Annotated in this window: 8 protein-coding genes and 1 pseudogene; 7 read left to right on the forward strand and 2 right to left on the reverse strand. The window is 39.9% G+C overall.

All coding sequences use genetic code 11. The features are described 5' to 3' along the window. Positions 1-150: 150 nt before the first annotated feature. Positions 151-1,782, reverse strand: coding sequence for a Na/Pi cotransporter family protein (locus HT736_RS02205; protein WP_054388211.1), 1,632 nt, complete (start codon positions 1,780-1,782; stop codon positions 151-153). 297 nt (positions 1,783-2,079) lie between these two features. On the opposite strand from HT736_RS02205, the gene HT736_RS02210 reads away from it, so the two are divergent. The 5 genes from HT736_RS02210 (at position 2,080) to glnA (ending at position 11,171) form a co-directional block, all read left to right on the forward strand. Next, entirely contained in the window at positions 2,080-7,095 is a 5,016-nt protein-coding gene (locus tag HT736_RS02210) for a bacterial Ig-like domain-containing protein (RefSeq protein ID WP_172930019.1), read from the forward strand. Positions 7,096-7,184: 89 nt separating this feature from the next. Further along, positions 7,185-8,381, forward strand: coding sequence for a phosphoglycerate kinase (locus HT736_RS02215; protein ID WP_001096743.1), 1,197 nt, complete (start codon positions 7,185-7,187; stop codon positions 8,379-8,381). Between the two features lie 446 nt (positions 8,382-8,827). Then, on the forward strand, positions 8,828-9,355 hold the full coding sequence (locus tag HT736_RS02220) for an aromatic acid exporter family protein (protein ID WP_054393254.1): 528 nt from the start codon (positions 8,828-8,830) through the stop codon (positions 9,353-9,355). Between the two features lie 76 nt (positions 9,356-9,431). Next, a complete protein-coding gene (glnR, locus tag HT736_RS02225) occupies positions 9,432-9,788 on the forward strand; it encodes a transcriptional repressor GlnR (protein WP_172930703.1) in 357 nt (118 codons plus the stop codon). 36 nt (positions 9,789-9,824) lie between these two features. Then, complete coding sequence (gene glnA, locus HT736_RS02230) at positions 9,825-11,171, forward strand: type I glutamate--ammonia ligase (protein ID WP_001122892.1); 1,347 nt, start codon at positions 9,825-9,827, stop codon at positions 11,169-11,171. A gap of 95 nt (positions 11,172-11,266) precedes the next feature. Here glnA and HT736_RS02235 read toward each other — a convergent pair whose 3' ends face one another. Continuing rightward, positions 11,267-11,386 carry a hypothetical protein gene (locus HT736_RS02235; protein ID WP_001808898.1) on the reverse strand — a complete coding sequence of 40 codons (120 nt, stop codon included), beginning with the start codon at positions 11,384-11,386 and terminating at the stop codon, positions 11,267-11,269. On the opposite strand from HT736_RS02235, the gene HT736_RS11580 reads away from it, so the two are divergent. Beyond that, complete coding sequence (locus HT736_RS11580) at positions 11,351-11,500, forward strand: hypothetical protein (RefSeq protein WP_000410533.1); 150 nt, start codon at positions 11,351-11,353, stop codon at positions 11,498-11,500. The genes HT736_RS02235 and HT736_RS11580 overlap by 36 nt on opposite strands. 373 nt (positions 11,501-11,873) lie before the next feature. Continuing rightward, positions 11,874-12,786: pseudogene (locus tag HT736_RS02245) on the forward strand (restriction endonuclease subunit S); the annotation flags it as partial.

The raw sequence follows: 12,786 nt of genomic DNA on the forward strand, positions 1-12,786 counted from the left end.
GATTTCTAACAATGTTTTAGAAATAGAGGTGTACTATTCTAGTTTCAATATACTATATATCTGCAGAATACTCTTTCAGTTTCATTCAGCCTAGTCTTGCTTAGGAAAAAGCAAAAAGCCATCCAATTATGATGGATAGCTTCTTGGTTCTTAGATTTGTTCTGCAAAAACCTTTTCAGCAAGGTTCATAGCGTGGTCTGATACACGAGTGTAGTGTGAGATGATGTCTATAAAGTTGACCCCAGCTTGTGTTGAACATTCGCCCTTGTTGAGGCGTTTGATGTGGGTTTTTCTGAGAACACGTTCTATCTTATTGATTGCTTCATGACGTTCTACAAGACTGCGTGCTTTTTCAATATCATTGTTTTCCACACTATCCAGAGCATCTTTGATAAAGTCACTAGTTTGACGATAAACTTCCTCTAATTCTTTCAAGGCGGCATCAGAAAATTCAACATTTTTACGTTGAAGATAGTCAGTCAGATTGAGTAGAGCCTCCGCGTGGTCTCCAATCCGTTCCAAATCACGGGAGGAATCAAGGATATTGGTGAGCACTTCGCTTTCTTTTTGACTGAGAGCTTCGCTTGAAAGGGCAATGAGATAACGTGTTAATTGCTCATCGATGGTGTTAATGGCTTCTTCGGTTTTATGCCCTTTTTCAGCAACTTTTTCATCCAAGTCAATGATATACTTATAGGAAAGGTCAAAGGCTTTGGCAGCGTAGTTTCCTAAATGCAAGAGCTCTTTCTTAGCATTTCCGAGAGCGATAGATGGGGCTTGTTTGATGAAATGCTCATCAAGATATAAGGGTTCATATTTGACAACCTCGTCCTCTCCAGGAATAATCTTGGTTACAAAGTAAGCCAGAGCTCCGATAAATGGAAATTGGACAATGGTATTGGTAATATTAAAGGTTCCGTGAGCAAAGGCGATGGTCATTTCTGGTGCTAGATTTAGCGTAGCTTCAAACCAATGAATCAGGGCTGTAAAAGGAACTAGAAAAATAACGCAGACGACTGTTCCGATAACGTTGAAGGCAACATGAGCTCCTGCTACCCGTTTAGCTGCAATATTAGCACCTAAAGAGGCAATGATGGCTGTAATGGTTGTCCCGATATTGTCACCAAATAGAACTGGCAGAGCTCCTTGCAGGTCAATGAGATTGCTGGCGTAGAGGTTTTGTAAAATCCCGATGGTAGCCGAGGAAGCTTGAATCAGTAAGGTCAAGCCGGTACCGACAAAGACACCCAAAACAGGATTCTTACTTAGCTCAATCATATAGTCCTTAAAGACCTGTAAATCCTTGAGTGGAGCCATTGCGCCGCTCATGAGATTGAGGGCAAAAAAGATACCACCGACACCAAAGAGGATGCGTCCGATATTATTGACTGTCCGATTTTTCGTAAAAAAGAGACAGACGGCACCGATAAAGAGCATAGGTAGGGCATAGTTACCTAATTTAAAACCGATGAGAAAGGATGTGACAGTTGTCCCAATATTAGCACCCATGACAATCCCGATAGCCTGACGTAAGGTTAAGAGACCGGCACTGACCAGGCCGACTGTAATAACTGTTACACCAGAACTAGACTGAATTAGAGCAGTCATCCCAATACCAACCAGAACTCCAAAGAAAGGATTACTAGTATATTTGTCAAGGTAAAAACGAAGGCGATCTCCAGCAGCTTGTTGCAAACCGTCTCCCATGGTCTTGATACTATATAAGAATAGTCCCAGACCACCTAAAAAGTGAAATAAAATTTCCTGCCAATTAATGGACATTTCTTTTTCCTCCGAAAAATAATCGCGGAATATCTCCTATTCTATTTTAAAGGATAAAAGTAAATCTAACAAGTGTTAATGTCAAGTTTGTAAAAGAAAATTATAATTGATAAGTGTATTATTTTTAAGAGTTTTTAACCTTATTTTAGATTTGTGAAAACAGCTATTGTTTTTTGTCAAAAAATGCTTTAGGATAAAAATGTGATTATCTTGGTCCCTGTGATTGGGATAAAAATTTTATAAAGAAAGTTAAGCGCTTTCTTTTGTGCAACAAAATCAATTTTTTAGGAGGAGAAAATGAAGAATTCATTTTTTGAAAGACGTTGTCGTTACAGTATTCGTAAGTTATCAGTAGGAGCCTGCTCGCTGATGATTGGTGCTGTTTTATTTGCTAGTTCAGCCTTGGCTGAAGAAACTGCAGTTCCTGAAAATAGCGGAGCTAATACAGAGCTTGTTTCAGGAGAGAGTGAGCATTCGACCAATGAAGCTGATAAGCAGAATGAAGGGGAACATGCTAGAGAAAACAAGCTAGAAAAGGCAGAAGGAGTAGCGATAGCATCTGAAACTGCTTCGCCAGCAAGCAATGAAGCTGCAACTACTGAAACTGCAGAAGCAGCTAGCGCAGCTAAACCAGAGGAAAAAGCAAGTGAGGTGGTTGCAGAAACACCATCTGCAGAAGCAAAACCTAAGTCTGACAAGGAAACAGAAGCAAAGCCCGAAGCAACTAACCAAGGGGATGAGTCTAAGCCAGCAGCCGAAGCTAATAAGACTGAAAAAGAAGTCCAGCCAGATGTCCCTAAAAATACAGAAAAAACATTAAAACCAAAGGAAATCAAATTTAATTCTTGGGAAGAATTGTTAAAATGGGAACCAGGTGCTCGTGAAGATGATGCTATTAACCGCGGATCTGTTGTCCTCGCTTCACGTCGGACAGGTCATTTAGTCAATGAAAAAGCTAGCAAGGAAGCAAAAGTTCAAGCCTTATCAAACACCAATTCTAAAGCAAAAGACCATGCTTCTGTTGGTGGAGAAGAGTTCAAGGCCTATGCTTTTGACTATTGGCAATATCTAGATTCAATGGTCTTCTGGGAAGGTCTCGTACCAACTCCTGACGTTATTGATGCAGGTCACCGTAACGGGGTTCCTGTATATGGTACACTCTTCTTCAACTGGTCTAATAGTATTGCTGATCAAGAAAAATTCGCTGAAGCTTTGAAGCAAGACGCAGATGGTAGCTTCCCAATTGCCCGTAAATTGGTAGATATGGCCAAGTATTATGGCTATGATGGCTATTTCATTAACCAAGAAACAACTGGGGATTTGGTTGAACCTCTTGGAGAAAAGATGCGCCAGTTTATGCTCTATACCAAGGAGTATGCTGCTAAGGTAAACCATCCAATCAAGTATTCTTGGTACGATGCCATGACTTATAACTATGGACGTTACCACCAAGATGGTTTAGGAGAATACAACTATCAGTTTATGCAAAAAGAGGGGGACAAGGTACCCGCTGATCACTTCTTTGCTAACTTTAACTGGACCAAAGAGAAGAATGATTACTCTGTAGCTATGGCCAAATGGTTAGAGCGTAGCCAGTACGATGTCTTTGCAGGATTGGAATTGCAACAGGGTGGTTCTTATAAGACTAAAGTGAAATGGGATGCCCTTTTAGATGAAAATGGCAAACTTCGCTTGTCACTTGGTCTCTTTGCGCCAGATACTATTACAAGTCTTGGCAAGACAGGCGAAGACTATCATAAGAATGAAAATATCTTCTTCACTGGTTACCAAGGCGATCCAACTGGTCAAAAACCAGATGACAAGGACTGGTACGGGATTGCCAACCTAGTTGCGGACCGCACGCCAGCAGTAGGTCATACTTTTACCACTTCTTTTAATACCGGTCATGGTAGAAAATGGTTCGTAGATGGTAAGGTTTCTAAGGATTCTGAGTGGAATTACCGTTCAGTTTCAGGTGTTCTTCCAACATGGCGCTGGTGGCAAAAATCAACTGGTGATAAGTTGAAAGCAAGCTATGATTTTGAAGATGCTTATAATGGTGGAACTTCTCTTAAATTTGCAGGGGATCTTTCAGGTGCGACCAAGCAAGATGTGAATTTGTACTCTACTCGCTTGAAGGTGACAGATACAACCAAATTGCATGTTGCCCACAAAGGAGGCAAAGGGACCAAGGTTTATGTAGAATTTGCAACCAAGAAAGATTATACCTATGGTGATGAAGCTGCCCGTAAAGAATTGACAGTTTCAGATAACTGGACTACCGATGATTTTGATTTGAGTGCCTTGGCAGGTAAAACAATTTACGGTATTAAACTCTATTTTGAAAATGACAAAGACTTAAAAGGTTATCAATTTAACCTGGGGCAATTGACCATCAGCAATAATCAAGATGCTCCTCAGGCACCAACCACAGTAGCTGTAGCCAAACAAGTCCTTAAAAATGCCCAAGAAGCGGAAGCAGTTGTACAATTTACTGGTCATAAAGATGCTGATTTCTATGAAGTCTATGAAAAGGATGGCGATGCTTGGCGCCTATTGACAGGTTCATCTGCAACTACGATCTACCTACCAAAAGTTAGCCGCTCAGCAAGTGCTCAGGGTACAACTCAAGAACTGAAGGTTGTAGCAGTCGGTAAAAATGGGGTTCGTTCAGAAGCAGCAACTACAAACTTTGAGTGGGGGATGACTGTCCAAGACACAAGTCTTCCAAGACCTCTAGCAGAAAACATCGTTCCAGGGGCTACTGTTATCGGAAGTACCTTCCCAGATACAGAAGGTGGAGAAGGTATTGAAGGTATGTTGAATGGTACCATTACCAGTCTATCTGACAAATGGTCTTCTTCTCAATTAAGTGGTAGCGTTGATATTCGTTTGACACAACCACGCCGTGTTGTGAGATGGGTGATGGATCATGCTGGAGCTGGTGGAGAATCTGTAAACGATGGTTTGATGAACACCAAAGACTTTGACCTCTATTATAAAGATGCGGATGGTCAATGGAAGTTGGCTAAGGAAGTCCGTGGCAATAAAGCTCATGTTACAGATATTACCCTTGATAAACCTATCACAGCTCAAGATTGGCGCTTAAATGTTGTCACTTCTGACAATGGAACTCCATGGAAGGCTATTCGTATCTATAACTGGAAAATGTATGAAAAGCTTGATACTGAGAGTGTCAATATTCCGATGGCCAAGGCTGCAGCCCGTTCTCTAGGCAATAACAAGGTACAAGTTGGTTTTGCGGATGTACCAGCTGGAGCAACCATTACCGTTTATGACAATCCAAATTCTCAAACTCCGCTTGCAACCTTGAAGAGCGAAGTTGGAGGAGACCTAGCAAGTGCACCATTGGATTTGACAAATCAATCTGGTCTTCTGTACTATCGTACCCAGTTTCCAGGCAAGGAAATTAGTAATGTCCTAGCGGTTTCCGTTCCAAAAGATGACAGAAGAATCAAGTCAGTCAGCCTAGAAACAGGACCTAAGAAAACAAGCTACGCCGAAGGGGAGGATTTGGACCTTAGAGGTGGTGTTCTTCGAGTTCAGTATGAAGGAGGAGCTGAGGACGAACTCATTCGCCTAACTCACGCAGGTGTATCAGTATCAGGATTTGACACGCATCATAAGGGAGAACAAAATCTTACTTTACAATATTTGGGGCAACCGGTACATGCTAATTTGTCAGTGACTGTTACTAGTCAAGATGAAGCAAGTCCGAAAACTATTTTGAGAATTGAAGTAAGTCAGGAACCGAAAAAAGATTACCTAGTTGGTGATAACTTAGACTTGTCTGAAGGACGCTTTGCAGTGGCTTATAGCAATGACACCATGGAAGAACATTCCTTTACTAATGAGGGAGTTGAAATTTCTGGTTACGATGCTCAAAAGACTGGTCGTCAAACCTTGACGCTTCGTTACCAAGGTCATGAAGTCAACTTTGATGTTTTGGTATCTCCAAAAGCAGCATTGAACGATGAGTACCTCAAACAGAAATTAGCAGAAGTTGAAGTGGCTAAGAACAAGGTGGTCTATAACTTTGCTTCACCAGAAGTAAAAGAAGCTTTCTTGAAAGCAATTGAAGCGGCCGAACAAGTGTTGAAAGACCATGAAACTAGCACCCAAGATCAAGTCAATGACCGACTTAATAAATTGACAGAAGCTCATAAAGCTCTGAATGGTCAAGAGAAATTTAAGGAAGAAAAGACAGAACTTGATCGCTTAACAGGTGAGGTTCAAGAACTCTTGGCTGCCAAACCAACCCATCCTTCAGGTTATGCCCTAGCTCCGCTTCTTGAGAAAAACAAGGCCTTGGTTGAAAAAGTAGATTTGAGTCCAGAAGAGCTTGCAACAGCGAAACAGAGTCTAAAAGATCTGGTTGCTTTATTGAAAGAAGACAAGCCAGCAGTCTTTTCTGATAGTAAAACAGGTGTTGAAGTACACTTCTCAAATAAAGAGAAGATTGTCATCAAGGGTTTGAAAGTAGAGCGTGTTCAAGCAAGTGCTGAAGAGAAGAAATACTTTGCTGGAGAAGATGCTCATGTCTTTGAAATAGAAGGTCTCGATGAAAAAGGTCAAGACGTTGATCTCTCTTACGCTTCTATTGTGAAAATTCCAATTGAAAAAGATAAGAAAGTGAAGAGAGTATTCTTCTTACCTGAAGGCAAAGAGGCAGTAGAATTGGCTTTTGAACAAACGGATAGTCATGTTATCTTTACAGCACCACACTTTACTCATTATGCCTTTGTTTATGAATCTGCTGAGAAACCACGAGTAGAATCTAATGGTGCAAATGACCTTGTTACTATCTCAACTAAACCAGAACAACAAAACACAGTCCTTCCAAAAACTACTAATCAACCGGCTTCTGATCAACAAAAGGCTCCTAAATTGGAAGTTCAAGAGGAAAAGGTTGCCTTTGACCGTCAAGAGCATGAAAATGCTGATATGCTAGTTGGGGAACAACGAGTCATCATACAGGGACGAGATGGTCTGTTGAGACATGTCTTTGAAGTTGATGAAAACGGTCAGCGTCGTCTTCGTTCAACAGAAGTCATCCAAGAGGCGATTCCAGAAATTGTTGAAATTGGAACAAAAGTAAAAACTGAACCAGCAGTAGCGCCTACACAAGAAAAACCAGCCCAAAATACAGCAGTTAAATCAGAAGAAGCAAGTAAACAATTGCCAAATACAGGAACTGCTGATGCCAATGAAGCCCTAATAGCAGGATTGGCAAGCCTTGGTCTTGCTAGTTTAGTCTTGACTTTGAAACAGAAAAAAGAAGATGAAGATTAAATATCGAAAAATCTTGTGAAATCTTTCCTTATATTTCCAAAGTGTGATATAATAGTTTCGAATAAAATAATTAAAGGGGTTTTTGTAACATGGCAAAACTTACTGTTAAAGACGTTGACTTGAAAGGTAAAAAAGTCCTCGTTCGTGTTGACTTCAACGTACCATTGAAAGATGGCGTAATTACTAACGACAACCGTATCACAGCAGCTCTTCCAACTATAAAGTACATCATCGAACAAGGTGGACGTGCAATTCTTTTCTCTCACCTTGGACGTGTGAAAGAAGAAGCTGATAAAGCTGGTAAATCACTTGCTCCTGTAGCAGCAGACTTGGCAGCTAAATTGGGTCAAGATGTTGTATTCCCAGGTGTTACTCGTGGTGCTGAATTGGAAGCAGCTATCAACGCTCTTGAAGATGGACAAGTTCTCTTGGTTGAAAACACTCGTTACGAAGATGTTGACGGCAAGAAAGAATCTAAAAACGATCCTGAACTTGGTAAATATTGGGCATCACTTGGAGATGGTATCTTCGTAAACGATGCATTCGGTACAGCTCACCGTGCACACGCATCTAACGTTGGTATCTCAGCAAACGTTGAAAAAGCAGTTGCTGGTTTCCTTCTTGAAAATGAAATTGCCTACATCCAAGAAGCAGTTGAAACTCCAGAACGTCCATTTGTGGCTATCCTTGGTGGTTCAAAAGTTTCAGACAAGATCGGTGTTATCGAAAACTTGCTTGAAAAAGCTGATAAAGTCCTTATTGGTGGTGGTATGACTTACACATTCTACAAAGCACAAGGTATCGAAATCGGTAACTCACTTGTAGAAGAAGACAAATTGGATGTTGCGAAAGCTCTTCTTGAAAAAGCAAATGGTAAATTGATCTTGCCAGTTGATTCTAAAGAAGCTAACGCATTTGCTGGCTACACTGAAGTGCGTGACACTGAAGGTGAAGCAGTTTCTGAAGGCTTCCTTGGTCTTGACATCGGTCCAAAATCTATCGCTAAATTTGACGAAGCTCTGACTGGTGCCAAAACAGTTGTATGGAACGGACCTATGGGTGTATTTGAAAACCCAGACTTCCAAGCTGGTACAATCGGTGTGATGGACGCTATCGTGAAACAACCAGGTGTTAAATCAATCATCGGTGGTGGTGACTCAGCTGCCGCAGCGATCAACCTTGGACGTGCAGACAAATTCTCATGGATCTCTACTGGTGGTGGAGCATCAATGGAACTTCTCGAAGGTAAAGTATTGCCAGGTTTGGCTGCACTTACAGAAAAATAATTTCAGCCCGTTAGTCTCTACAAAATCCTGATTTTGTAGAAAAAGGAAGAAAACTGAAACGTTAACAAAAAGGTGGCTATGTCACCTTTTTGTGTTAGTGTAGGTATTTGTGACGCGGTGGTGGGGCATCAATGGAGCTTCTTGAAGGTAATACTCTTCGAAGATCTCTTCAAACCACGTCAACGTCGCCTTGCCGTATATNNACCTCAAAGCAGTGCTTTGAGCAACCTGCGGCTAGTTTCCTAGTTTGCTCTTTGATTTTCATTGAGTATAAAGTTCTTCCAGGACTTGCAGCCTTGACAGAAAAATAAGATTTTATAAACAAATCAAAGAAGAGAGGGATGAGAGTTCCTCTTTTCTTTTGCTTAAAATAAAAGCGCTTCCTCGCAACTATTACTCATAAAAATCACCGATTTATGATAAAATGGAAATAGAAAGTTGAGATTATGAGTTATTTTAAAAAATATAAATTCGATAAATCCCAGTTCAAACTTGGTATGCGAACCTTTAAAACAGGAATTGCTGTTTTTCTAGTTCTCTTGATTTTTGGCTTTTTTGGTTGGAAAGGTCTTCAAATCGGTGCTTTGACAGCTGTTTTTAGCCTGAGGGAGAGTTTTGATAAGAGTGTTCATTTTGGGACTTCGCGTATTCTTGGAAATAGTATCGGTGGCCTTTATGCTTTGGTCTTCTTCCTAATAAATAGTTTTTTCCACGAAGCCTTTTGGGTAACCTTGGTTGTTGTTCCAATCTGTACCATGTTAACCATTATGACAAATGTAGCCATGAATAACAAAGCGGGGGTTATTGGTGGTGTAGCGGCTATGTTAATCATTACCCTATCGATTCCGAGCGGCGAAACAATTTTGTACGTGTTTGCGCGTGTATCAGAAACGTTTATGGGAGTTTTTGTCGCAATTCTAGTAAATTACGATATTGATCGTATTCGGCTCCTTTTAGAGAAAAAAGAAAAATAATGTTACATTTTATAACATTATCAATTGACGTTTGTCTTTTTTTAGACTATAATAGACAGAAAGAAGGAAATTGTAAATGAAGGAAAAAGAATTTCGCCGAAATATGGCTGTTTTTCCTATCGGCAGTGTTATGAAGTTGACCGATCTATCGGCGCGTCAGATTCGTTATTATGAAGATCAAGAGTTGATCAAACCTGATCGAAACGAAGGGAACCGTCGCATGTATTCCTTGAATGACATGGATCGTCTGCTTGAAATCAAAGATTATATCTCTGAAGGTTATAATATCGCTGCCATTAAGAAAAAATATGCTGAACGTGAAGCGAAATCCAAGAAAGCGGTGAGTCAGACTGAGGTGCGCCGTGCACTTCACAATGAACTCCTCCAACAGGGTCGCTTTGCTTCGGTGCAATCACCTTTTGGTCGCTGTTAAGCAACCGCAAGTAGTCATACATTAAGGAGAAAACTCATGCCAATCACAGCTGCAGATATTCGTCGTGAAGTCAAGGAAAAAAATGTTACCTTTATCCGTCTCATGTTCTCAGATATTTTGGGAACCATGAAAAACGTCGAAATTCCTGCTACAGATGAACAGTTAGATAAAGTCTTGTCAAACAAGGCTATGTTTGATGGATCTTCTATTGAAGGTTTTGTACGTATCAATGAGTCAGATATGTACTTGTACCCTGACTTGGATACATGGACAGTCTTCCCTTGGGGAGATGAAAATGGAAGTGTTGCAGGTTTGATCTGTGATGTCTATACAACAGAAGGTGAACCATTTGCGGGGGACCCTCGTGGCAATTTGAAACGTGCTCTTCGTCACATGGAAGAAGTTGGATTTAAATCCTTCAACCTTGGACCAGAGCCAGAATTTTTCCTATTTAAACTCGATGAAAATGGGGACCCAACACTTGAAGTGAATGACAAGGGTGGCTACTTTGATTTGGCGCCTACTGACCTTGCGGACAACACACGTCGTGAGATTGTGAATGTCTTGACCCAAATGGGATTTGAAGTAGAAGCCAGTCACCACGAGGTCGCGGTTGGACAGCATGAGATTGACTTTAAGTACGATGAAGTCCTCCGTGCTTGTGATAAGATTCAAATCTTTAAACTTGTTGTTAAAACCATTGCTCGCAAACATGGCCTTTACGCAACCTTTATGGCGAAGCCAAAATTTGGTATTGCTGGATCAGGTATGCACTGTAATATGTCCTTGTTTGATGCAGAAGGAAACAATGCCTTCTTTGATCCAAATGATCCAAAAGGAATGCAGTTGTCAGAAACGGCCTACCATTTCCTTGGCGGTTTGATTAAGCATGCCTACAACTATACTGCCATCATGAACCCAACAGTTAACTCATACAAACGTTTGGTTCCAGGTTATGAAGCGCCTGTTTACATTGCTTGGGCTGGTCGTAACCGTTCGCCACTTGTGCGCGTGCCTGCTTCACGTGGTATGGGAACTCGTCTTGAGTTGCGTTCAGTGGATCCAATGGCGAACCCTTACATCGCTATGGCTGTTCTTTTGGAGGTTGGTTTGCATGGTATTGAAAATAAAATCGAAGCACCAGCTCCTATCGAAGAAAATATCTACATCATGACAGCAGAAGAGCGCAAGGAAGCTGGTATTACAGACCTTCCATCAACTCTTCACAACGCTTTGAAAGCTTTGACAGAAGATGAAGTGGTTAAAGCTGCTCTCGGAGATCACATCTACACTAGCTTCCTTGAAGCCAAACGAATCGAATGGGCAAGTTATGCAACCTTCGTTTCACAATGGGAAATTGATAATTATTTAGACCTTTACTAATACTAATATAGAAGAAAGATTGCCTGTGGGCAAACAGTCACACAGCAGTCTAAGCCATCAAATACCTATAACCCTTAAAATAGCGATTTCGGTCGCTATTTATTTTTCGAAAAATCCTCTTGACTCTTTTGCGAATTAGATTTATCATCAGACGTGTAGAAGAAAATTAAGGAGTCACTATGGAAAAATTCAATTTCAAAAACAATATCGGGCAAGAAAACAAGTTACTTCAAATCGAAATCTACAAGTTTACTAACTTTTGCAAGCTTCAAAATTACACATCTGTAAATATTTTTTCGAAAGATATATTTGAAGCCATAGTAAATTGAGACTAGAATAGTACACTACATCTGCTAAAAATTTCTAGAAACTAATTTAACTTTCCTAATCGATTTGTTTACATCTTATTTCAATCTACTATATTATCTCAATAAATGATGATGGAGACTGTTTTGTTTGTGCTTGTCGATTTTTGAATCCTGATCGAGCGGAAGAATATTTCTACCGAGGTTGCCAAGGGGAAAATCCTGAAGATATTGAATTTTATGATGAACAATTACAGGCAGAAAAGGTGGAGGTTTTAAGTATTCGATTGGAAGTAAAAAATTGAATTATCTACAATCTCATCAACAATAAACCTATTTCAACCCCATTATCTATAGGCGTATTTTTACGCCTTTTTATATACTTGAAGCACATAAGAAACATTATGGGAAGTTTGCTGATGGAAGTACTCAAGAAATTGATGTTCCTTATGATATTCCTGATACTTGGGAGTGGGTGAGGTTTTCTACATTGGTTGAAATTGTCAGAGGTGGCTCTCCACGACCAATCAAAGATTATCTTACTTCCGAAGTAGATGGAATAAATTGGATAAAAATAGGTGATACTGAAAAGGGTGAAAAGTATATAAATAATGTTAAAGAAAAAATCAAAAAATCAGGGCTTAACAAAACTAGATTTGTAAAAAAAGGTACATTTTTGTTAACTAATTCTATGAGTTTTGGTAGACCTTATATTTTGAATGTTGATGGTGCAATACACGATGGATGGTTGGCTATTTCGAACTATGAAAACTCATTAAATAGAGATTACCTATTCTATATTCTTTCATCAAATGTAGTTTATTCTCAATTTTTATCTCTAATTAGTGGAGCTGTTGTGAAAAACTTGAATAGTGATAAAGTTGCTTCTATTCTTATCCCTCTCCCTCCGCTAGCTGAACAACAACGCATAATAGAAGCAATCGAATCAGCTTTAGAAAAAGTAGATGAATATGCTGAAAGTTATAATAGACTAGAACAGCTAGATAAAGAATTTCCAGATAAACTAAAAAAATCTATTCTTCAATATGCTATGCAAGGAAAATTAGTTGAACAAGACCCAAATGATGAATCAGTCGAAGTTTTACTTGAAAAAATACGAGCAGAAAAACAAAAACTCTTTGAAGAAGGCAAGATTAAAAAGAAAGATTTGGACATTTCTATTGTTTCCCAAGGAGATGATAGCTCTTATTATGAGGAAGTTCCTTATGAAATACCAAAAAGTTGGGAGTGGGTGAGGTTTTCTACATTGGTTGAAATTGTTAGAGGTGGTTCTCCACGACCAATCAAAG

The sequence above is a fragment of the Streptococcus sp. 339 genome, from assembly GCF_013277285.1.
Taxonomy (GTDB): domain Bacteria; phylum Bacillota; class Bacilli; order Lactobacillales; family Streptococcaceae; genus Streptococcus; species Streptococcus pseudopneumoniae.